This window comes from Amycolatopsis sp. NPDC058278, assembly GCF_042881395.1.
Lineage (GTDB): Bacteria > Actinomycetota > Actinomycetes > Mycobacteriales > Pseudonocardiaceae > Amycolatopsis.
Window position 1 is genome coordinate 16,818 of sequence record NZ_JBHVXZ010000093.1, and the last position, 22,643, is coordinate 39,460.

15 protein-coding genes are annotated in these 22,643 nt (G+C 70.2%); 10 read left to right on the top strand and 5 right to left on the bottom strand.

The annotated features are described in order from the left end of the window. Positions 1-130: 130 nt before the first annotated feature. A complete protein-coding gene (locus tag ACFVYA_RS35715; protein ID WP_387051349.1) occupies positions 131-1,312 on the top strand; it encodes an oxygenase MpaB family protein in 1,182 nt (393 codons plus the stop codon). Between the two features lie 21 nt (positions 1,313-1,333). Here ACFVYA_RS35715 and ACFVYA_RS35720 read toward each other — a convergent pair whose 3' ends face one another. The 5 genes from ACFVYA_RS35720 to ACFVYA_RS35740 all read right to left on the bottom strand — a co-directional run bounded on the left by ACFVYA_RS35720 (position 1,334) and on the right by ACFVYA_RS35740 (position 8,227). Then, positions 1,334-3,178, bottom strand: coding sequence for an RICIN domain-containing protein (locus tag ACFVYA_RS35720; RefSeq protein WP_387051351.1), 1,845 nt, complete (start codon positions 3,176-3,178; stop codon positions 1,334-1,336). Between the two features lie 260 nt (positions 3,179-3,438). After that, positions 3,439-4,881, bottom strand: coding sequence for an arabinofuranosidase catalytic domain-containing protein (locus ACFVYA_RS35725; RefSeq protein WP_387051353.1), 1,443 nt, complete (start codon positions 4,879-4,881; stop codon positions 3,439-3,441). A gap of 97 nt (positions 4,882-4,978) precedes the next feature. Beyond that, positions 4,979-6,007 (bottom strand): LacI family DNA-binding transcriptional regulator, encoded by a 1,029-nt coding sequence (locus tag ACFVYA_RS35730; protein ID WP_387051354.1) that lies wholly within the window; start codon positions 6,005-6,007, stop codon positions 4,979-4,981. 4 nt (positions 6,008-6,011) lie between these two features. Then, on the bottom strand, positions 6,012-7,385 hold the full coding sequence (locus ACFVYA_RS35735; RefSeq protein WP_387051356.1) for an RICIN domain-containing protein: 1,374 nt from the start codon (positions 7,383-7,385) through the stop codon (positions 6,012-6,014). Between the two features lie 98 nt (positions 7,386-7,483). Further along, positions 7,484-8,227 (bottom strand): FadR/GntR family transcriptional regulator, encoded by a 744-nt coding sequence (locus ACFVYA_RS35740; protein WP_285990548.1) that lies wholly within the window; start codon positions 8,225-8,227, stop codon positions 7,484-7,486. A 400-nt stretch (positions 8,228-8,627) separates the two neighbouring features. Here ACFVYA_RS35740 and ACFVYA_RS35745 point away from each other — a divergent pair, with 400 nt between their 5' ends. From ACFVYA_RS35745 to ACFVYA_RS35785, 9 genes are all read left to right on the top strand, one after another. After that, positions 8,628-10,991 carry an RICIN domain-containing protein gene (locus tag ACFVYA_RS35745; protein WP_387051358.1) on the top strand — a complete coding sequence of 788 codons (2,364 nt, stop codon included), beginning with the start codon at positions 8,628-8,630 and terminating at the stop codon, positions 10,989-10,991. 19 nt (positions 10,992-11,010) lie between these two features. After that, on the top strand, positions 11,011-12,486 hold the full coding sequence (locus tag ACFVYA_RS35750) for an arabinofuranosidase catalytic domain-containing protein (RefSeq protein ID WP_387051359.1): 1,476 nt from the start codon (positions 11,011-11,013) through the stop codon (positions 12,484-12,486). A 26-nt stretch (positions 12,487-12,512) separates the two neighbouring features. Next, the gene (locus ACFVYA_RS35755; RefSeq protein ID WP_387051360.1) at positions 12,513-14,486 is read left to right on the top strand and encodes an alpha-L-fucosidase; all 1,974 of its coding nucleotides are present in this window, start codon (positions 12,513-12,515) and stop codon (positions 14,484-14,486) included. Between the two features lie 22 nt (positions 14,487-14,508). Then, positions 14,509-15,594: a ricin-type beta-trefoil lectin domain protein gene (locus ACFVYA_RS35760; RefSeq protein WP_387051361.1), complete on the top strand. Its 1,086-nt coding sequence runs from the start codon at positions 14,509-14,511 to the stop codon at positions 15,592-15,594. Positions 15,595-15,746: 152 nt separating this feature from the next. Further along, complete coding sequence (locus ACFVYA_RS35765; protein ID WP_285990543.1) at positions 15,747-16,496, top strand: glycoside hydrolase; 750 nt, start codon at positions 15,747-15,749, stop codon at positions 16,494-16,496. Between the two features lie 167 nt (positions 16,497-16,663). Further along, the gene (locus ACFVYA_RS35770; protein ID WP_387051363.1) at positions 16,664-17,665 is read left to right on the top strand and encodes a cellulose binding domain-containing protein; all 1,002 of its coding nucleotides are present in this window, start codon (positions 16,664-16,666) and stop codon (positions 17,663-17,665) included. Between the two features lie 35 nt (positions 17,666-17,700). Next, entirely contained in the window at positions 17,701-19,098 is a 1,398-nt protein-coding gene (locus ACFVYA_RS35775) for an endo-1,4-beta-xylanase (RefSeq protein WP_387051365.1), read from the top strand. Positions 19,099-19,157: 59 nt separating this feature from the next. Then, positions 19,158-20,489 carry a glycoside hydrolase family 43 protein gene (locus tag ACFVYA_RS35780; protein WP_387051369.1) on the top strand — a complete coding sequence of 444 codons (1,332 nt, stop codon included), beginning with the start codon at positions 19,158-19,160 and terminating at the stop codon, positions 20,487-20,489. A gap of 19 nt (positions 20,490-20,508) precedes the next feature. After that, the gene (locus ACFVYA_RS35785) at positions 20,509-22,509 is read left to right on the top strand and encodes a family 43 glycosylhydrolase (protein WP_387051366.1); all 2,001 of its coding nucleotides are present in this window, start codon (positions 20,509-20,511) and stop codon (positions 22,507-22,509) included. Positions 22,510-22,643 lie beyond the last annotated feature (134 nt).

Below are 22,643 nucleotides of genomic sequence, written 5' to 3' on the forward strand. Positions count from 1 at the left end.
GTCAACCACAGGCCGGCCGGCTCTTGCCGACCCGCGAATCACCTTCTATGTTAATGAGGAATCTCCCCTCAAGCACCGCTCATACCGCATTTTGAACGGGTACTGCCTACCAAGGAAGCTAGGTAAGTAAATGAGCAATCTCAGCAGGAGGAACGCTCTTTCGCTCGGCGTCGCGCTGGGCCTGGTGGGCGCGGCGAGCGTCGTCCCGGCCTGGGCCTCGACGGCCGGGGCCGACCCGTGGTGGGTCTGGGACGACGAGGTGGACAGCCTGATGGCGGGGCTCGTCGACGGCGGCCGGGTCCCCGCGGTCAACACCGCCCTGCGGTCGTGGGTGGACAACGCCGGCCCGCTGCCCGCCGGCCTGCCCGCCGACCTCGCCGCCTGGCTCCAGCGGGTCAACCGGCTGCCCTCCTGGGCCGACACCGCCAAATTGCGCCGCGCCGCCGACTTCAACCGGCGCAAGGACACCTACCTGTTCGTGCTCTACGGCCTCGGCAGCGGCATCATGAGCACGGTGATCCCGCGGGAGGCCCGGTCGGTCTACTGGTCCGCGGGCGGCGCCGCCATGCAGGACCGCGCGGCCAAGACGTTCACCTTCGGCTACGACCTGAGCGAGGCGCACGCGTTCGAGCCCTCGGGCCAGTTCGTGGTCACGGCCAACAAGACGCGCCTGGTGCACGCCGCGGTGCGCCACCTGCTGCCGCAGTCGCCGCACTGGCGGGCGGTCGCCGACGAGCGGGTGCCGATCAGCAACGGCGACATCCTGGTCACCTTCCACAGCCTCGGCACCTTCGTGCACCGGAAGCTGCGGGAGTGGCACGTCCCGATGTCCGCCGCGGACGAGGACGCCTTCCTGCACCAGTGGCAGGTCGCCATCCACCTGCTCGGCGTCCGGGACGAGTTCATCCCGAAGACGTGGGCCGAGGCGGACGCGCAGTCGGTTCAGGTGCTCACCCCGCTGCTCGCCCCGACCCCCGAAGGCAAGGAGCTCGCCGCGGACCTGCTCGGGCTGACCGCCCAGATCGACTTGGGCGTCACCCGCGGCTTCCTGAACGAGTTCGTGCGGTACGTCCTCAGCAACGAAGTCGGTGACTGGCTCGGCCTGCCGCGCGACTACGCGGCGGCCACCCTGATCCGCACCGGGTGGCCCGCCTACATCGCCTTCCGGGAAGGCCTGCTGCCCATCGCCCCCGCGGGCTTCTACCTCTTCGACCAGTTCATCCGCGCCCTCGCCATGCTGTTCCTCAACAAGGGCACTTCCCCGACGACCACGCCCATCACGATCCCCACCGGCAACCGGCCCGGCGCCTGAAACGACGCCGGGCCGGACGGATCAGGCCGGTCCCCGGCCCCACAGCCGCCAGGTCTGGTTGAGCGGGCTGTTCTGGGTGACCGGCTTGCACGTCCACTGGATGACCTGGGCGCGCGCGGCCGTGGAGACGCCGTTGACGTCGACGCACTTGCCGCTGTGCCGGGCGACGAGCTGGTAGTCGTGGGAGTCGTTGCCGCCGTAGGTCACCCGCCGCGGCGAGAACTGCTGGTTCGTCGCGCCGTCGGCGCAGGTGCGCTGCTGGACGGCGGCACCGTCGTCGGCCGAGGCGCCGGCGACTTCGAGGCACTTGCCGCTCTGCTGGTTGACGACGGTGTACGCGCCCGCGGCGCCGGGCACCGGCCGGAAGTTCCACAGCTGCTGGCCGCCGCCCTCGCAGACGTCCTGCTGCTGCCGGTTGCCGTCGGCGGTGCTCAGGTCGGTGTTGTCCAGGCACTGCTGGGAATGCTGGGCGACGGCGACGGACTGGAAGCCGCCGTCCGACGGCGGCAGCAGGGTGATGCTCAACGCGTCGTCGACCGTGGTGTGCGGAAGGTTCACGGTGAGGGCGTTGCCGGACACGGCGGCCACGGAGTCCTGGATGGTGACCGGGCTCTGCACCGCGGCCCCGCCGTTGTACGGGATGCGCTGGACGATCACCCGCACCTGGTTGTTCTGGACGACGCCGGAGGTGGTGTCCAGGCGCTGCAGGCCGACCGCGACGTTCCCCGTCGTCCGGCCACCGCCGACCAGGACCTTGGCGGTCCCGGCCGCCTTCGTGGCGAACGCGTCGTAGGACGTGCTGGCCCGCGTGGCCACGAGCTGGCCGGTCTGCGAGCCGTAGAAGCGGTAGGCCCACCACTCGCCCTTGGGCTGGTACCGGCCCGCGGAGTTGCGGACGAGCAGGTTGCCGAGGTCGTTGTGCAGGTTCCCGCCACTGGCCCAGTTGGCTCGCAGCCCGTCGGCGCCGGCCCGTTCGAGCCGGGCGATGTACCAGGCGCCGTCACCGGGGTTCTGCTCGTTCGACGCCCCGTACTCGTTGATCTGGTAGGGCCGCGGGTGCGGGATGCCGCGCGAACCGAGTGACGCGTCGGCCGCGGCGACGTTCGCCACCGGGTCGCCCGGCAGGGAGTGCCAGCTGACGATGTCCGGCACCGTGCCGGAGCCGCGGACGAAGTCGAGGTACTGCGTCCACCAGCTCCCCGAGGTCGACGGGACGCCGGCCAGGCTGGGGCCGACGATCGCCTGCGCCGGGAAGGCCGCCCGGATGCGCTGGTAGGCGCGCTGCCACATGGCGAAGTACTGGCTCTGCGGCCGGTTCCAGAACAGCGAGATGTTGGGCTCGTTCCAGATGTCCCACTCCACCGGGGCACCCGTCGCCCGGACGTCGCCGATCAGGCGGGTGAGGAAGTTGTCGTAGTCGGTCCAGTCGCCGTTGTCGCCGGGGAACCGGGAAATCGGGTAGCCGTCGGCGCCCCAGAGGTCGTGCACGAGCAGGACGAACTGCCCGCCGAGCGAGCGGGTGCGCAGGAGCTGGGCGCGGGTGGCGTTCCACCGCCGGTCGTACCGGCCCGAGACCCAGCCGCCCGGGCTGTCCAGCTGCGCTCCCCCGGCCCGCATCGCCTGGAAGTTCACGTCCCGGAAGAAGTGGTCGGGCGGCCCCGACGCGTTCTCGGTCATGCCGTAGATCCACCCGGAGGCCCGGTACGTGGGTGCGCCGCCCGCCGCGGAGAAGTCGACCGAGATCGACTCGTCCGCGGCCTGGGCCGGCCCGGGGAGGGCCACGGCGGAGGCACCGGTCAGTGCTCCGGTGATCAGGAGGGCGGCCAGGCCACGGCGGACGCGGGGCCGCTGACGCGAGGTGTCCACGGACAGCTCCTTTGGCGGTGGACGTGCGGGGGACGATCCCGGGTCATCGAACCGGTTCGACCACCAAGGAACGTACGCCGCAGGCAATTCACCGACAATCGGCCAAATGGAGGCGAACCGGTTCGCCTCAGCTGGTAGCCCTCGGAGGGCAGTGAACGACTCATTCCCGGCGTCGGAGGTCAGGAGTGCGTCGTTCAAGACGCCGCAAAAGGGGCTTTCCTCGCGCCACCCCGCGAGGAAAGCCCCTTCCGCCTGCCGGCTCAGCGGTAGCCGGCGGCCACCACGTTCGCCTGCACCGCGTTCTCGGTCGCGTCCGACGGGTAGCCCGCGACCATCGCGCCTTCGTAGAACGTCCCCGCGCTCAGGTTCGCCCCGCCGCCGGGTTTGCAGCAGTCGCCGCCGCTGCCCAGGATGATCGCGCCCTGCTTCTTCATCGGGCTGTAGCCGCCGGGGAGGTTGCCGTCCCACATCGTCGTGAGGCTGCCCGACTGGGCGTTGCTGCCCTTGAGCGCGAACCGGGAGGTGCCGTTGTTCTTCAGCATCGCCGTGACGAACTTGCTGGGCAGCGCCCGCTGGTTCGGGTTCCACTGCTGGCTGCCGCCCGGGTACAGCCCCCACTCGAGGTCGGCCTGCACCCACGGGCCCGAGCCCTGGCAGCCGCCGAACCAGCACTCCGTGCCGAAGTTGATCGCGTCCATCGCACCGGCCGCGTCGGCCTTCCGGGTCGTTTCGCTGTTGCCGTAGTCGAAGCAGCAGCCGCTGTTGACGTGCGTCCCGCTGGTCACCATGTACATGCCCTCGGGAGCGCTGCCGGTCGGTACCCCGGTCGAGTGGCCGTCGCGCCAGTAGCTGTTGCCGGGGTTGATGTACAGCGAGTACGCCTTCGCGCCGCCGACCGTGAGCGACTCCGACGTGGCCTTCGCCGGACTGCTCTGGTTGGACCCCGGGACCACGCTCGATCCCTGGTACCACAGGTCGTTCCCGCGTCCGGACTGGTCGTAGACCACGGTGATGACGCAGGACGTGCCGGTGCAGAAGGAATCCTGGGCGGCCGCGTCGGCGGTGCCGCCCGCCGCCCGGACACCGATGTTCCGGGTCGTGTTGTCGGACGAGCGCCGGACCTGGTACAGGTTGCCGGCGTAGGTGCCGTAGAGCGCCCGGGCCGTGCTGTGCGCGGCGACGCACGGCGTGCCGCCGGAGGCGTAGATGTCGCACGGCGCCGTGCCGGACGGGTCCGGCGGGGTCGTCCCGGTGCTCCACTGCTGGTTGCTGCGGCCGTGGCAGGTCCACAGGACGACCGCGGTGCCGTTGGCCGTGCCGGCGCCGGTCACGTCCAGGCACAGCCCCGACTGGACGCCGCTGACCGTGCCGTCGGCGTTCTGCCGCCACTGCTGGTTCGCCCCGCCGTGGCACGCCCAGATGATGGCGGCCGTGCCGGGCGCCGTCCCGCCACCGGAGGCGTCCACGCACCTCGTGCCGTTCATCGTCCGCAGCTCACCCGCCGCGGTGAACTCGTACGCCTGCCCGGCCGCGCCGGTGCAGTCCTGGATCTCCAGCGTCGCTCCCTGGGTGTCGGCGCCACCCTTGACGTTCAGGCACCGCCCCGACGCCGCGCTCACCAGGGGCGCCGGCGCGGCCGAAGCCGGCATCGCCCCGGCCAGCGCCGTCACCACCATCGCGGCCACCACCACCAACACGCGCACGATTCCTCCTCGTCTCTGTTACAACCGGGGCTTCGCCCCGGAGCGGGGGCTCCGCCACCCGCACCCCCGAAGCGATTGCCGACAGACAGCAGCAGCGTCACGCCGACTTGCGCGGCACCAGCTCGGTGTCGAGCACCGTGCTCCGGCGCGGGGCCGCGCCGTCGATCATCGCCAGCAGTTCGGCGGTCATCCGGGCGCCCATCTCCTCGACCGGCTGGCGCACGGTGGTCAGCGGCGGGTCCGTCCAGCAGCTGATCGGCAGGTCGTCGAACCCGACGACGGCGACGTCCTCGGGCACCTTCCGGCCCGCGCGGCGGAGGGCGCGCAACGCCCCGACCGCCATCATGTCCGAGGCCGCGAAGATCCCGTCGACGTCCGGACGGCGGCTGAGCAGCCGGGCCGCCGCGTACTCGCCGGACGCCTGCCCGAAGTCGCCGCACACCACGAGGCTCTCGTCGTACCGGCCGGCCCGGGTCATCGCCTGCCGGTACCCGAGCAGCCGGTCCGCCCCCGCGGTCATGTCCTGCGGCCCGGCGACGGTCGCCACGACCTGGCGGCCGCCGTCGAGCAGCCGCTGGGTCGCCAGCCGCGCCCCGCCCTGGTTGTCGGCGTCGACGTACGGCTGCCGGCCCGTACGGCCGGCATGGACCGGCCGCCCGCCGAACACCACCGGGATGCCGAGCCAGTCCAGGTCGAGCGGGCGGCGGCCGTGCATGCCGACGACGAGCGCGCCGTCGACGTGCCCGCCGTCGAGGTACCGCACCACCGGCGACTGGTAGTCGTCGGTGGCCGGCACGGTGAGCAGCACGAGCTGCACCCCCACCGCGGTCAGCTCCCGGCCGACCCCCGCGGCGATCCGCGGGAAGTACGGGTCGGTGAACAACCGCGGCACTTCCTCGCAGACCACCAGGGCGATCGAGCCGGTGTGCCGCGCACTGCTCGCCTTCGCCGCCCGCTGCCGGGCGTAGCCCAGCGCCTGCATCGCGGATTCCACCTGCTTGCGGCGTTCCGGACTCACCCTGGGGAAGCCGTTGAGCACGCGGGAGGCCGTGGCGATGGACACCCCGGCCGCCCGCGCGACGTCGGCCAGGGTGGGCCGGAACCCCGACGGTTCGACGATGGACACGGGCTCAGGCGCGCTGGAGCTGGAACCGCTGGTTGGGGTTCCCGGTGAACGTCCACTGCGAGATCCGCGCGCCGTCGGCGGTCGAAACTCCCCAGACGTCCATCGCGAGGCCGCTCAACCGGTTCACCAGGCTCACCGCGCCGCTGCCCTGGTCGACCACCCGCCACTGCTGGGCGGTGGAGTTGGTGTCGGCCTGCTGGCTGATGTCCGCGCCGCTGTTGGCGTTCGCCGCCTGGAGCACGAGTCCGCTGTTGCGGGCCCGGACCCGGTAGTAGCCGTCACCGGAATCGACGAAGTCGAACTGCTGGCTGAGGCCGCCGTTGGCCGACTCCTGCTCGATGAGCGCTCCGGCCGCCGTCGACGCGCCGGTGATCCCCACGAGCTTGCTGCTGTGCTGGGCCGCCAGCTTGTAGTTCACGCCGGTCTGGACCGGCGGGTTCGGCGGCTGGGTGGTCGAGTCGAACTGCGTGATGAACTTCCACACCTCACCGGAGGTCCAGGTCTGCCAGCCGCTGCCGCCACCGTCCCGCGGGCCCGGGTCGTGCCCGCCGTCGAAGGCGGCCCAGACGACCGGGTACCCGGCCCGGCAGCCGGAGTAGGCGGTGACGATGTGGGTGCGGCTGCCACTGGCGGGCTCCGGCGGGTTCTGCGGGGTGCAGCCGTTGTTCCGGACGAACTGGTCGCGCAGCTGGCGACCGGAGGAGATGGGCAGGACGTTGTCGCCGATGCCGTGCATGCCGATGTAGGCGACCGGCTGGGTGCCGCCGCTGCAGCCGCTGAGGTTCGCGCCGGAGTAGACGGCGACCGCGCGGAACACCGTGGGCCGGGCGCAGGCGAGGGCGTAGCTCATGGCGGCGCCGTAGCTGAAGCCGCCGGCGAAGACCTGCGAAGTGTCGACGCACAGGGCGCCCTCGAGCTGCCGCAGCAGGTCGTCGATGAAGGTGACGTCCTGGCCGCCGGGGTTGGCCCAGCCGTTGCCGTTGCCCTGCGGTGCCACGAAGATCGTGTTGTTGCCCGCGCTGTCGGCCAGCCGGCGGAGCCCGTAGTAGGACCAGTTGTAGCCGTCGGTCCCGCCCGAGTCGACGTCGTTCGCGGTCCCGCCCCGCCAGTGGAGGCCGACGAACAGCCGGTAGGGGTGGTTGTTGTCGTAGTTCGCCGGGACCCGCAGGATGTAGCTGCGGTTCTGGCCGCCGCTGGAGATCGTGTGGTTGCCGCTCGCCAGCCCGGGTGCCTTCCCGCACCCCGCGGTTCCGGCGGCCGCGGTGGTCGCGGCGGCCTGCCGGTCCGCGCCGGCGCTTGCGGCCTGCGCGGTTCCGCCGGCCAGTAAGGCGAGCACGGCTCCGATCACGGCGGAGGCGAACAGGGATCTCTTCACCATCACAGGGGCTCCCTCTGTCTACGGACGTCGTCGTCCTCCCGGGCCGGGGGAGATCCCGGGAGCAGTAAGGTCCACAATGGAACGTCTGGCGAGTGCGATCACGGGCCGAAGAGCCGGCGCTGGATCTCCCGGCGGTAGTCCTCCAGGGTGTTGTCCAGGTGGACGCCGGCGGCGTGGGCCGCCGCGTCCGGGTCGCCGTCCCGGATCGCCCGGTAGATCGCGGCGTGCTCCTCGATCGCGCCCACCGCGTGCCCGCCTATCGCGCCGGACATCCCGATGATGTTCGACTGGCGTTGCAGGCGGCGGGCCTCGCGCACGGCCGCGACGAGGAACTGGTTGTGCGACGCGGCGGCGATCCCGGCGTGGAAGTCGTCGTCGCCCCGGTCGAAGAGCGAATATTGCCCGGTCAGGTGGCCGTGCCGGCAGGTTTCGGCGGCGGCCTCGATCGCGCGCAGCTCCGCGGGGGTGGCGTTGGCCGCCGCCAGCCGGCTCGCCGCGGTCTCCTGGATCCGGCGGAATTCGAAGAGCATGTAGACGTGGTTGAGATCGGCGGGCAGGAAGAACCCGCCCCACCGGGATCCGCCGAGCATGCCCTCGTCATCGGAGACATACAGCCCACGTCCTTTGTGCGCTCGCACCCGACCGATGGCCGAGAGGATCTTGACGGCCTCCCGCACCATGGTCCGGCTGGTTCCCATCCGCGCGGCCAGCTCGTTCTCGGTCGGCATCCGGTCGCCGGGCCGCAGTTCCAGTTCGGCGATCAGCCGGAGGATCTGCTCCGCCACGACTTCGTAGCCGGGGCGGTACGGGACAGGCGGTGCTACTTCCTCGTCACGGGTCACGCAATGAGTATGACTCAGTAACTCCGGGCAGCACCTTACCTCGCCAACCCACCACCCGGTCAATCTTTGTCAGAGCAGGTTGAAAGTTACATCCCCCGCGCCCGGCGCAGGGGCGAGACGGAGCAATGGACGGGCTCCTCGCTTGACGCCGGGCAGGCGCGCTGTTCTCATGGATCACCGACACACCAACGGGAAACCGTCGAGTCACGTCGAAACTTTCGATCGCGGTCCGAGCCTTACCGCGGCGAATGAGTCGTACACATCCTGCCCGGTCCGCCACCGGACGGAGGCCGGTCCGGCCAGGCGCCGCGGACGGCTGACCGCCGGGTGCCGGCGATCAGTACACAGTGGACGGTTGGGCGCCCCCGACCGCCGCCTCGTTCCGGAGAGGTCCCCGCCCATGCCGTCGCGCATCGCCGCCGCGCTCGTCACCGCCCTCGTGGTGACCGCTCTCGCCGCCCCGTCCGCCCACGCCGCGACCGTCACCATCGCCGTCGCCCCGGACGGGGACGACGCCAATCCCGGCACGCCCGCCCAGCCGGTCGCCACCCCGGCGAAGGCCCAGCAGCTGGCCCGCGCCCAGTCGGCCGCCAACGACGTCGTCGTGCAGCTGGCCGGCGGCACCTACCGGCTGTCCGCCCCGCTGCGCTTCACCAGTGCCGACTCCGGGCAGAACGGCCACACCGTCACCTGGCAGGCCGCCTCCGGCCAGACGCCGGTCCTCTCCGGCGGCAGCCAGGTCGGCGGCTGGTCGGTGCAGGACGCGGGCCAGAACATCTGGGTGGCGTCCGTGCCGCAGGGTGCCGACTCCCGGCAGCTGTTCGTCGACGGCGCGCTCGCCCCGCGCGCGGGGATCACGATCTCCCGCTCCGACGTGCAGTTCACCACCAGCGGGATGACCATCACCAACCCGGCGCTGAACTACCTGGCCACGCTGCCGCAGCAGAACCGGATCGAGGTGGAGAGCCAGAACTCCTTCACCGACCGGTACTCCCCCGTCGACCGCATCAGCGGGAACTCGATCGTCATGCAGCAACCCGCGTGGAACAACAACAACTGGGGCTACGACACCCTCGCCAAGCCGTTCGGCGGCGGCCAGCTGTTCCTCGAGAACTCGTACTCCTTCCTGAAGAACACCGGCCAGTGGTACCTCGACCCGCAAGCCGGGAAGCTCTATTACAAGGCCCCCGGCGGCTGGGTGCCCGGCAGCCACGACGTCGAGCTCCCGCGGCTGACTTCGCTGCTGCAGATCGGTGGCACCTACGACAACCCGGTGCGCGGGCTCACCTTCAAGGGCCTGAACTTCGAGCACACCACCTGGCTGACGCCCAGCACCTCGGTCGGGTACGCGAACCAGCAGACGGGCACGTTCCTCCCGGCCGCGGCCCCGATGCCGAGCGACTTCCTGACCTCCTGCCAGTCCGGCTGCCGCCAGTTCGAGGGCGCCCGCAACAGCTGGGCCCAGGCACCGGCCGCCGTCCAGGTCTCCGCCGCCACCGGGATCACCTTCAGCGGCAACACCTTCACCCACCTCGGCCAGGTGGCCCTCGGCATCGGCAACGACGCGAACGCCCACGCTTCCGGCGTCGGCCTCGGCGCGTCGTCGATCACCGTGGACCACAACACCTTCACCGAGAACTCCGGCGGCGGCGTGATCGTCGGCGGCGTCCGCCCCGACGCGCACCACCCGTCGAACCCCGCCATGACGAACCGGGACGTCACCATCTCCTACAACACGGTGAACCGGGTCGCGCTGGACTACCGGGAAATGGCCGGCATCCTCTCGACCTACGCGACGCACACCGTCATCACCCACAACGACGTCTCGAACCTGACCTACGACGGCATCGACGTCGGCTGGGGCTGGGGTGCCAACGACCAGGGCGGCGCCCAGGACTACCGCAACCGCGGCCTGTACGACTATCAGCCCGTCTACACGACGCCGACCACGCTGCGGGACACCGTCGTCAGCTACAACCGGGTGCACGGCACGAAGAAGCTGATGCACGACGGCGGCAGCATCTACAACCTCTCCGCCAACCCGGGCAGCTCCATCGACCACAACCACATCTTCGACAACAACCGCACGGTCGGGCTGTACCTGGACGAGGGCTCCCGCTACGTGACGCTGTCGGCCAACGTGATCCAGGATTCCGGCGTCTGGGCCTTCACCAACGCCAACGGCGCCAACAACACCAACGACAGCACCTTCAGCGGCAACTGGTACAACGGCGGCGCGACCCAGGTGGCCACCGGCTCGCCCCACAACAACGTCCTGACCGGGAACGTCCAGGTCAGCGGCACCAACTGGCCCTCGGGCGCCCAGCAGGTCATCGCCGCCGCGGGCACCGGCGGCACGACCGGCCCGGTCGCGGGCCCGGTCCGGGCGGTGGGCGCGAACAAGTGCCTGGACGTCAGCGGCGTCTCCACCACGCCCGGCGCGCAGGTGCAGATCTGGGACTGCAACGGCGGCACCAACCAGGCCTGGGCCCGGACCGCGGCCGGCGAGCTGACCGTCTACAGCGGCGACAGCACCCGGTGCCTCGACGCCACCGGCCAGGGCACCACCCCGGGCACCAAGGTCGTGATCTGGAACTGCAACGGCCAGGCCAACCAGCGGTGGCAGGTCACCGCGAACGGCACCATCACCGGTGTCCAGTCCGGGCTGTGCCTCGACGTCACCGGCTCCGGGACCGCGAACGGCACCGCGATCCAGCTGGCCACCTGCACCGGCGCGAACAACCAGAAGTGGACTCTCGGCTGACGAACAGAGGAGTTCGGCCATGGTCTTCCGCAAGCGTTCCTTGAGAAGAGCACTCCAGGCCACGGCGGCGGCGCTGCTGCTGACCGCCGGTGCCGTCGCCGCCACGGCGCCGGTGGCCCAGGCGGCCACGCCGCAGGCGTGCGATCTCTACGCCACCGGCGGCACCCCGTGCGTCACGGCGCACAGCACCACCCGCGCCCTCTTCGGGGCGTACAACGGCCCGCTGTACCAGATCCAGCGGGCGTCGGACCAGAAGTACCTCGACATCGGCCTGCTGGAGGCGGGCGGCTACGCGAACTCGGCTCCGCAGGTCGCCTTCTGCGCGGGAACCCGCTGCACGGTCACGAAGATCTACGACCAGACCGCCAACCACAACGACCTGCCGATCTCCTGGGGCGGGTTCTGGAAGGGGCCCGGCCCGAACGGATCGGACATCGGCGCGGACGCGATGGCGCTGCCGGTGACCGTCGGCGGGCACCCGGTGTACGGGATCAAGGTCACCCAGGGCGTCGGCTACCGGATCGACAACGCCAAGGGCGCGCCGGTCGGGGCCCAGCCGGAGGGGATCTACATGATCACCTCGTCGAACTACGTCAACCAGTGGTGCTGCTTCGACTACGGCAGCGGCGAAATCTCCCACAACGACACCGGCAACGCCACCATGAACGCCATCTACTGGGGCACCGCCTGCTGGTTCAACGGCTGCACCGGGACCGGCCCGTGGGTGGAGGCCGACCTGGAGAACGGCATGTACCACACCGGTACCGGGTCCAACAAGGACCCGAACAACCCAGGGGTGCACCACCCGTTCGTCAGCGCGTGGCTGAAGAACAACGGCACCAGCAACTTCACCCTGAAGTACGGCGACGCCACCACCGGTGGCCTCACCACGCCGTACTCGGGCGGGCTGCCGCGCGGCTACTCGCCCATGAAGCTGGAGCCGTCGATCCTGCTGGGCACCGGCGGTGACAACAGCGTCTCCGGCGTCGGCGAGTTCTTCGAAGGCGCCGTGACCAGCGGCTTCCCGACGGACGCCACGGAGAACGCGGTGCAGGCCAGCGTCATCGCGGCCGGGTACAGCACCGGCGGCGGCCCGACCAGCACCGGCGCGGTGCACGCGGTGGGCGCGAACAAGTGCCTCGACGTCAACGGCGTCTCCACCTCCCCCGGCACCGCGGTCCAGATCTGGGACTGCAACGGCGGCACCAACCAGACCTGGACCCGCAGCGGCTCGAGTGAGCTCACGGTCTACGACGGCGGCAACATCCGGTGCCTCGACGCGAACGCCCGGGGTACCACGCCCGGCACCAAGATCATCATCTGGAACTGCAACGGGCAGAACAACCAGCAGTGGACGTTCAACGCCAACGGCACCGTCACCGGGACCCAATCGGGGCTGTGCCTCGACGTCACCGGCTCCGGCACCGCGAACGGCACCTCGATCCAGCTGGCCACCTGCACCGGCGCGAACAACCAGAAGTGGTCCCTGGGCTGACCGAACTTCCGAAAGGGCTTCCCGCGATGTCTTCGTTCGAGCTGTCCAGGCGCAAGCTGATCGTGGTGGCCGGGGCCGCCGCGGCCGCTGGCGTGTTCCGCGTCCGCACCGCGTGGGCCACCGAAGGCCCCGGCAGTTACAGCCCGAGCTGGTCGTCGGTGGACCAGCACCCGCCGGCCCCGGAGTGGTTCCAGGACGCCAAGTTCGGCATCTACTACCACTGGGGCGTGTTCAGCGTCCCGGCGTTCGGCAACGAGTGGTACCCGCGGAACATGTACATCGGGGGCTCCAACGAGAACAACCACCACAAGGCGGTGTTCGGCGATCCGTCGGCGTGGCCGTACCAGAACTTCATCAACGGCGCCCGGGACAAGGCGGGGAACTGGGTGCAGTTCGCGCCGAAGCTGAAGTCCGCGGGCGGGAACTTCGACCCCGCCGAGTGGGCCCAGCTCTTCGCCGACGCCGGGGCGAAGTTCGCCGGCCCGGTCGCCGAGCACCACGACGGCTACTCGATGTGGAACAGCGCCGCCAACGAATGGAACTCGGTCAAGACCGGGCCCAAGCTGGACCTGCTGCGCCTGCACGCGGACGCCATCCGCGGGAAGGGCCTCAAGCTGCTGACGGCGCTGCACCACGCGTACCACTTCACCGGCTACTACGACCACGTGCCGAACCAGTCCACCGAGTCGTTGCGCCGGCTGTTCGGCCAGAACGGCCGGGCCGCGGAGAACCAGCTCTGGTACGACAAGCTCCGGGAGGTCGTCGACGGCTACCAGCCCGATCTCGTCTACCAGGACTTCAACCTGACCCAGGTCGACGAGGCTCAGCGGCTGAACTTCCTTTCGCACTACTACAACCAGGCCGTCGCGTGGAACAAGGACGTCGTCGCCACCTACAAGGACGGGTTCGACAACCGCGGGGAGGTCTTCGACTTCGAACGCGGTGGGCCGGGCGACCTCATGAGCCCCTACTGGATGACCGACGACAGCATCTCCAGCTCCAGCTGGTGCTACACCAACGGCATCGGCTACTACTCGATGAAGGCCATCCTGCACTCGCTGCTCGACCGGGTCAGCAAGAACGGCACCATGCTGCTGAACATCGCCCCGATGGCCGACGGCACCATCCCGGCCGGGCAGCGCACGATCCTGCTCGGCATCGGGAACTACCTCAAGCGGTTCGGCGAATCCGTCTACGGAACCCGCGCGTGGGCCGTGTACGGCGAGGGCCCGACGAAGATGGGCGGCGGCTCGTTCACCACCCCGGTGGAAGGCACGCGGACCGACGTCCGGTTCACCCGCAGCAAGGACAACACGGTGTTGTACGCGACCGTGCTCGGCTGGCCCGGCAGCACCTTCCCGATCACGACGCTCGGCTCGAACCGGATCAACCTGAGCAACCTGGTCTCGGCCCAGCTGCTCGGCCCGGACGCCGGCGCGGCCACCGCCCTGCCCATGCCGGTCCAGGACGCTTCCGCGTTGCGCGTCCAGCTGCCTTCGGCCAACCCGCCGTTCGACGCGCCGGCGTACGTGGTGAAGCTGACCTTCTCCGGCCAGGTTCCCACGCCGGGCTCCGGTCCCCTGCCGACCGGCTGGTCGCGGATCGCGAACGTCACCACCGGCCTGGTGCTGGACAGCGGCGGCAGCGTCGCGGCCGGCTCCCCGCTCAAGCAGTGGAACTGGGACGGCAGCAACAACCTGCAGTGGCAGCTGGCCGACGCGGGCGGCGGCTACGTCCGGATCGTCAACCGCACCAACGGGATGGTCGCCGACAGCCGTGGCAACACCGCCAACGGTGCCATCTGCGCGCAGACGGCGTGGACCGGCGCCACCAGCCAGCAGTGGCGGCTCACCGGCCTGGGCAACGGGCGCTACCAGATCGTCAACCGGGGCACCGGCACGGCGCTCGACGGCATGGGCAGCACCGCCGCCGGCTCGAGCGTGGGCCTCTGGACACCGAACAGCAGCACGAACAACCAGTGGACCATCACCGCCGTGTGACGGCGGCCGGCGAGGAGACAGCATGCGTACACGATTCGGGTGGCTCGCCGCGGCCGCGGCGGTCCTGGCCGCTCTCCTGCCGGGCACCCCGGCCGCCGCCGAATCGAACGGCGGGGTCCGGGTCATGCCCCTCGGCGACTCCATCACCGAGGGGACCCAGGTGCCCGGTGGGTACCGGATCGGGCTCTGGCAGCGGGTCACCACGGGTGGCTATCAGGTGGACTTCGTCGGCTCGCAGTTCAACGGCCCGGCCACGCTCGGCGACCACGACCACGAGGGGCACCCGGGCTGGCGCATCGACCAGATCGACGCGAACATCGCCGGCTGGCTGCGCACCAGCACCCCGCACACGGTCCTGCTGCACATCGGCACCAACGACATCCTGCAGAACTACAACGTCTCGGGCGCGCCGGCCCGCCTGTCCGCGCTGGTCGACCACATCACCGGGGCGGTGCCGGACGCGGAGGTCTTCGTCGCGACGATCATCCCGATCGCCAACAGCGGCCAGGAAGCCGCCGGGCGCACCTTCAACGCCACGATCCCCGGAATGGTGCAGAGCAAGCAGAATGCCGGCAAGCACGTGCACCTGGTGGACATGCACGCGGCGCTGACGGCCGCCGACCTGATCGACGGCGTCCACCCCACGGCCGGGGGCTACGACAAGATGGCGGCGGTCTGGTACTCGGCGCTGCAGTCCGTCCCGGGCAGCATCGGGACGCCCGGGCAGTCCACGGCGAGGCAGCTCTTCGGCGCGCAGTCGGGCCGGTGCGCGGAGGTCGCGGCCGCCACCGACGGCACCCCCGTGCAGCTGCGGGACTGCGGCGCACCGGCGTGGACGCCGGCCGGCAAGCAGCTGACGACCGCCGGGTCCAAGTGCCTCGACGCGTCCGGGCAGGCCACGGCCGACGGCACCCCGGTGATCATCTGGACCTGCTCCGGCCAGGCCAACCAGCAGTGGAACGTCAACGCCGACGGCACGATCACCGGCGTGCAGTCCGGCCGGTGCCTCGACGCGACCGGGCAGGGCACCGCCGTCGGCACCAAGCTGGTCCTGTGGACCTGCAACGGGCAGGCGAACCAGAAGTGGGCGCTGCGCGCGGCCGCGTGACCGGGCCGTCCCCCATTGCGGTCGAGACGGGGTAACGCATTCGGTGAATCGATCACGGCCCTCCTCTTTTATCCGGACGCCCGCTGTGGTTACATTCATGGTGATTCGTTGAGAGCGCTCCCAGAAAATGCCACGACGACGTGGAGGAGATCATGAAACTGAGGAACGCCCTGTCCGCGGCTTTGCTCGCCGCGGCCAGTGTCGCGGCGCCGGTCGCCGTCGCCCCGGCCGCGCACGCGGACACCCTGATCTGCGACCAATACGGCTCGACCACCATCGGCGGCCGGTACGTCGTGATGAACAACCGCTGGGGCAGCAGCGCGCAGCAGTGCATCAACGTCACCGGCAGCGGGTTCCGGATCCAGACCCAGCAGGGGTCCACCAGCGGCGGCGCGCCGTTGTCCTACCCGGCCGTCTACCTCGGCTGCCACTACTCGAACTGCTCCCCCGGCTCTCCCCTGCCCCGGCAGCTCAGCCGGATCGGCAGCGTGCCGTCGTCGATCTCCTACACCTACGTCGGCAACTCGGTTTTCGACGCCTCCTACGACATCTGGATGGACCCGACGCCGAAGACCAACGGGGTCAACCAGATGGAGCTGATGATCTGGTTCAACCGCGTCGGCGGGGTCCAGCCGGTCGGCGGCCGGGTCGGCACCACCAGCATCGGCGGTCGGGGCTGGGAAGTCTGGCAGGGCAACAACGGGGGCAACGACGTGGTGTCCTACGTGGCCCAGTCCACCATCTCGGGCTGGTCGTTCAACGTGATGGACTTCGTCAACGACGTCGACAACCGCACCCGCGTGGACCGTTCCTGGTACCTCACCAGCATCCAGGCCGGCTTCGAGCCGTGGCGCGGTGGCGTCGGGCTCGCGGTCAACTCGTTCTCCGCGAGCGTGAACTAGGCCCGGAAAACGGCGGCCGGGCGCCACGAAGGCGCCCGGCCATCGCCCCCGGTCACTGTTAACGCTAACGTTCGACCCGGCAATTCCGAAACCGCCGGCGGCGAAAGTTTCAGAAGCCAGCCGGAATGTAATTTACACCGGATCCGCGGCCCAAGAAGGATTCACCGATGAAACTCGCCAGAATCTTCGCCGGTGTGCTGGCGGCCTGTGTCGCGTTGATCGTCGTTCCCGGCACCGCGGAGGCCGCCGCCGCGGTGCCGATCATGCCGCTGGGGGACTCGATCACCCAGGGCGGCTCGATCGGCGGCTACCGCCTCGACCTCGGCGCGAAGCTGCGGGCCGACGGGCGCGCGATCGACTTCGTCGGCTCGCTGGCCGACGGACCGGCGAGCATGCCCGACCGCAACCACGAAGGGCACCCGGGCTGGACCATCGCGCAGATCGACGGATCCGTCACCGGCTGGCTGAACACGTTCCACCCCCACACGATCCTGCTCCACATCGGGACCAACGACATGTACGGCAGCGACCCGGCCGGCGCGCCGCGGCGGCTCTCGGCCCTGGTCGACCGGATCACGAACCTGGCACCCGAGACCGAGCTCTTCGTCGCCACGATCATCCCGATCCGGTTCGCCGATCCGGCGGTCCGCACCTTCAACGCGGCGATCGCCCCCGACATGCGGGCCAAGGCCGCCGCCGGCAAGCGCGTGCACCTGGTCGACATGTACCCCTCGGTCGCCATCGCGGACCTGCCCGACGGCATCCACCCCAACGCGGCCGGCTACAGCAAGATGGCCACCACCTGGTACAACGCGCTCAAGGCGGTGCCGGGCAGCATCGGTGGGGACCCGCAGCCCCCGGCGGGCGACGGCCCGTGCACCGCGACGCCGCGGGTCGTGGGCAGCTGGAACGGCGGCTTCCAGGGCGAAGTCACCGTCGCGAACACCGGTGCCGCGGCGCTCACTGGCTGGACCGTGCGGTTCACCCTGTCCGGCGGCCAGAGCGTCGGCCAGGTCTGGGGCGGCACGGCGAGCGGTACCAGCCCGGTGACCGTCAAGAACGTGAACTACAACGGCGCGCTCGACGCCGGCGCCTCGACGACCTTCGGCTTCCTCGTGTCCGGTCCCGGCGCGGCGAGCTTCGACGCGGCCACGTGCACCAGCCCGTGACCGTGCACCCGTACCCACGAAATGAAGGTGTGAACATGAAGACGACATCGCGGTCGTTCCGCCGAGCTGCGCTGGCTTCGGCTTTCCTGGCAACGTCGCTCGGGGTTTCACTGGTGCTGGCCACCTCCGCCTCCGGCGCGGCCACGACGCTCGGCGCGGCGGCGGCCCAGTCGGGCCGCTACTTCGGCGCCGCCGTCGCGGCCGGGAAGCTCGGCGACTCGACCTACGTGAACATCCTGAACCGGGAATTCACCATGGTCACGCCCGAGAACGAGATGAAGTGGGACGCCACCGAGCCCAACCAGGGGCAGTTCAACTACAGCGGTGGTGACCGCATCCTGAACCACGCGGTGAGCAACGGAAAGCGGGTGCGCGGGCACGCGTTGCTGTGGTACCAGCAGGAACCGGGCTGGGCGAAGGGCATGGAAGGCTCCGGCCTGCGCCAGGCCATGATGAACCACGTCACCCAGGTCGCCACCCACTACAAGGGCAAGATCTACGCCTGGGACGTCGTCAACGAGGCGTTCGCCGACGGCGGCAGCGGCGGCCGCCGCGACTCCAACCTGCAGCGCACCGGCAACGACTGGATCGAAGCGGCCTTCCGCGCCGCGCGAGCGGCCGACCCGGGCGCGAAGCTCTGCTACAACGACTACAACACCGACGGCGTCAACGCCAAGAGCACCGGCATCTACAACATGGTGCGCGACTTCAAGTCCCGCGGCGTCCCGATCGACTGCGTCGGCTTCCAGTCCCACCTCAGCGGCAACCCGCCCGGTGACTACCAGGCCAACCTCCAGCGGTTCGCCGACCTCGGCGTCGAAGTCCAGATCACCGAGCTCGACATCTCCGGCAGCAACCAGGCCAACGCCTACGGCGCGGTGACCCGCGCCTGCGTGGCCGTCGCCCGCTGCGCCGGCATCACCACGTGGGGCATCCGCGACACCGACTCCTGGCGCGGCGGCGAAAACCCGCTTCTGTTCGACGGCAACGGAAACAAGAAGGCCGCGTACAACAGCGTCCTCGACGCCCTGAACGCCGCCACGCCGACCAACCCGACGACCCCCACGACGCCGACCACCCCGACCACCCCGACCACGCCCACGACACCCACCACGCCGACTACCCCGACCACGCCGAACCCCAGCGGCTGCAGCGCTTCGGTTTCGCTGAACTCGTGGAACGGCGGCTTCGTGGCCAACGTGAAGGTCACCGCGGGAAGCTCCGCCCTCAACGGCTGGCGGGTGACGACGAACCTGCCCTCCGGCGCGGCCGTGACCAGCTCCTGGAGCGCGAGCAACAGCGGCACCACCGGCAGTGTCACCTGGTCCAACGTGTCCTACAACGCCAATGTGGCGGCCGGGCAGACGACCGAGTTCGGCTTCCAGGGCACCGGCAACGCCGAGGGCATCACGTCGACCTGCGCAGCGAGCTGACCCGCTCCCCGACGAAGGAGAGAACCATCGTGCACCACCGAAAGCGCGTGCTCGCCTGGATGACCGCGGCCCTGTGCGCGATGGCGCTCCTGCCCGGCACCGCGCACGCCGACAACCCGATCGTGCAGCAGATCTACACCGCCGACCCGGCACCGCTGGTGCACAACGGCCGCGTCTACCTCTACACCGGGCACGACGAGGACGGCTCGACCTACTTCACCATGAAGGACTGGCGGGTCTGGTCGTCCGCGGACATGGTCAACTGGACCGACCACGGCTCGCCGATGAGCCTGGCGACGTTCAGCTGGGCCAAACAGGACGCGTGGGCCGGGCAGGCCGTCGAACGCAACGGCAAGTTCTACTGGTACGTCCCGGTGGTCAACCGGGCGACCGGCCGGATGGCCATCGGCGTCGGCGTCGCGGACAGCCCCACGGGGCCGTTCCGCGACGCCATCGGCCACCCGCTCGTCGAGAACGGCGAGATCGACCCGACCGTCTTCATCGACGACAACGGGCAGGCGTACCTGTACTGGGGCAACCCCAACCTGTCGTACGTGCGGCTCAACACCGACATGACGTCGTACTCGGGCGGGATCAACCAGATCCCGCTCACCACGGCCGGGTTCGGCACGCGCCCGAACGGCGGCAGCCGCCCGACGCTGTACGAGGAAGGCCCCTGGGTCTACAAGCGCAACGGCACGTACTACAACGTGTTCGCGGCCAAGTGCTGCTCGGAGTTCATCGCCTACTCCACGTCGCCCGGCCCCACCGGCCCGTGGACCTACCGCGGCACGGTGATGCCCACGCAGGGCGGCAGTTTCACCAACCACCCCGGGATCATCGACTACAAGGGCGGCTCGTACTTCTTCTACCACAACGGTGCCCTGCCGGGCGGGGGCGGCTACACCCGCTCGGTGGCGGTGGAGAAGTTCGCCTACAACGCCGACGGCAGCATCCCCACCATCACCATGACGAGCGCGGGGCCGCCGCCGGCCGACACGCTGGATCCCTTCGTCCGGCAGGAAGCCGAGACGATCAACCGGGAATCGGGGATCGAGACCGAACCGGCGTCCGAAGGCGGCATGAACATCGGGTGGATCGAGAACGGTGACAACGTCAAGGTCCGCAACGTCGCCTTCGGCGCGGGCGCGAAGACGTTCACCGCCCGTGTCGCCTCCGCGAGCTCCGGCGGCACGATCGAGGTGCGCCTGGGCAGCGCCACCGGCACGGTCGTGGGGCGCTGCACCGTCGCGGGCACCGGCGGCTGGCAGACGTGGACGTCGGTGTCCTGCCCGGTCAGCGGAGTGACGGGCACGCAGGACCTGGTCCTGCGGTTCACCGGCGGCAGCGGTTACCTCTTCAACGTCAACTGGTGGCAGTTCTCCGCCTGATGCGGAAAGGACAGACGTGGTGTCACGCCGACAATCCCGGGCGGCCGTCTCGGCCCTGCTCGCCGCGACCGGCCTCGCCGGCGCCGTCCTGGTGGCGACCCCGGCCGCGCACGCCGCGGCCGGGTGCTCGGTCACCTATGCGAAGACGTCCGAATGGCAGGGCGGCTTCGGCGCGTCCGTGTCGATCACCAACCTGGGTGACGCGATCAGCGGGTGGACGCTCGAGTGGTCGTTCGCCTCCGGTCAGCAGGTGGGCCAGCACTGGAACGCGACCATCACCCAGACCGGCACCCAGGTCAGCGCGAAGAACGTCACCTACAACACGACCATCCCCACCGGCGGCAAGGCCGAGTTCGGCTTCAACGGCTCGTTCACCACGGCCAACCCGGACCCGGCCTCGTTCCGGCTCAACGGCACCCTCTGCACCGGCGGCGTGGACCCCACGACCCCGACCACCCCCACGACGCCGACGACACCGACGACCCCGACCACGCCCACCACCACGACCACCCCGAACCAGCCGTCGACCTTCACGAACCCCGTGCTGTGGCAGGATTTCGCCGACGACGACATCATCCGCGTCGGCAACACCTACTACTACTCCGCCTCGACGATGCACTACTCCCCCGGCGCACCGATCCTGCGCTCCTACGACCTGGTGAACTGGGAGTTCGCCGGCCACTCCGTGCCCAAACTGGACTTCGGCGCGAAGTACGACCTCAACGGCGGCCGCGGATACGTGCGCGGCATCTGGGCATCGTTCTTCAACCACCGCGCCAGCAACGACACCTTCTACTGGGGCGGCTGCGTCGACTTCGCCAAGACCTACATCTACACCGCCACCGCGGTGGACGGGCAGTGGTCGAAGCACACCACGATCGACAAGTGCTACTACGACGCGGGCATGCTCGTCGACGACGACGACACGATGTACGTCGCTTACGGCAACACCACCCTCAGCGTCGCCCAGCTCTCCAAGGACGGGAAGACCGAAGTCCGCTCACAGCAGGTCTTCCAGACGCCGTCGAACATCGGCACGCTCGAAGGCTCCCGGTTCTACAAGCGGGGCGGGAACTACTACATCTTCACGACCCGGCCGGCCAACGGCCAGTACATCCTCAAGGCCAGCAGCCCGTTCGGGCCCTACACCATCCAGCAGGTGCTGCTGGACCTGCCGGGCCCGATCTCCGGCGGCGGCGTCCCCCACCAGGGCGGGCTGGTGCAGACGCAGAACGGCGACTGGTACTACATGGCCTTCGTCGACGCCTACCCCGGCGGCCGGGTCCCGGTGCTCGCCCCGGTCACCTGGACGGCCGACGGCTGGCCGAAGCTCCAGACGGTCAACGGCCGCTGGGGCACGACCTACCCGAAGCCGAACCTGCCACCGCCACCCCGCCAGGTCGAACCGATGACGGGCACCGACACCTTCCCGGGGCCGGCGCTGAGCCCGCAGTGGGAGTGGAACCACAACCCCGACACGACGAAGTTCTCGGTCGGCAACGGGCTCAAGCTGTCCACGGCGACGGTCACCAACGACCTGTACTCCGCCCGCAACACCCTGACCCACCGGATCCAGGGACCCACATCCACCGCGACGGCCACGCTCGACCTGACGTCGATGCGGGACGGTGACCGCACGGGCCTGGCGATGCTGCGCGACTCCTCGGCGTACATCGGCGTCAAACGCGACGGCGGCCGCAACCGGGTGGTCATGGTCAACGGCCTGACCATGGACGGCAACTGGAACACCACCGGCACCGGCACCGAGGTCGCGGGCGCCGACCTGCCCGGCAGCCGGATCTGGTTGCGCGCCAACGCCGACATCCGCCCCGGCACCGGCCGCCAGGCCCGGTTCTCCTACAGCACCGACGGGGTCAACTTCACCCCGCTGGGCACGGCGTTCACCCTGAACAACGCGTGGCAGTTCTTCATGGGTTACCGGTTCGCCGTCTTCAACCACGCCACGCAGGCACTCGGCGGCGCGGTCACCCTGCAACGGTTCGACCTGACCACGCCATAGCGGGGGGACTTCGCCGTGGGCCGGGGGGCGCCCGGGCCCGCCGCGGTGAGGTCGGCCCGCCCGTCCCCCCCCGCGGGTGGGGAGGGGGCGCCGCCCCCCCCCACCCCCGGGCGGATTACAAAAACACCCAGCCC

Bases quoted from the DNA above. Each gene is read 5' to 3' on its own strand.
- ACFVYA_RS35755 (WP_387051360.1), top strand. From the start codon at position 12,513: ATGTCTTCGTTCGAGCTGTCCAGGCGCAAGCTGATCGTGGTGGCCGGG.
- ACFVYA_RS35770 (WP_387051363.1), top strand. From the start codon at position 16,664: ATGAAACTCGCCAGAATCTTCGCCGGTGTGCTGGCGGCCTGTGTCGCG.
- ACFVYA_RS35760 (WP_387051361.1), top strand. From the start codon at position 14,509: ATGCGTACACGATTCGGGTGGCTCGCCGCGGCCGCGGCGGTCCTGGCC.
- ACFVYA_RS35765 (WP_285990543.1), top strand. From the start codon at position 15,747: ATGAAACTGAGGAACGCCCTGTCCGCGGCTTTGCTCGCCGCGGCCAGT.
- ACFVYA_RS35745 (WP_387051358.1), top strand. From the start codon at position 8,628: ATGCCGTCGCGCATCGCCGCCGCGCTCGTCACCGCCCTCGTGGTGACC.
- ACFVYA_RS35750 (WP_387051359.1), top strand. From the start codon at position 11,011: ATGGTCTTCCGCAAGCGTTCCTTGAGAAGAGCACTCCAGGCCACGGCG.
- ACFVYA_RS35735 (WP_387051356.1), bottom strand. From the start codon at position 7,385: ATGGTGAAGAGATCCCTGTTCGCCTCCGCCGTGATCGGAGCCGTGCTC.
- ACFVYA_RS35775 (WP_387051365.1), top strand. From the start codon at position 17,701: ATGAAGACGACATCGCGGTCGTTCCGCCGAGCTGCGCTGGCTTCGGCT.
- ACFVYA_RS35780 (WP_387051369.1), top strand. From the start codon at position 19,158: ATGACCGCGGCCCTGTGCGCGATGGCGCTCCTGCCCGGCACCGCGCAC.
- ACFVYA_RS35715 (WP_387051349.1), top strand. From the start codon at position 131: ATGAGCAATCTCAGCAGGAGGAACGCTCTTTCGCTCGGCGTCGCGCTG.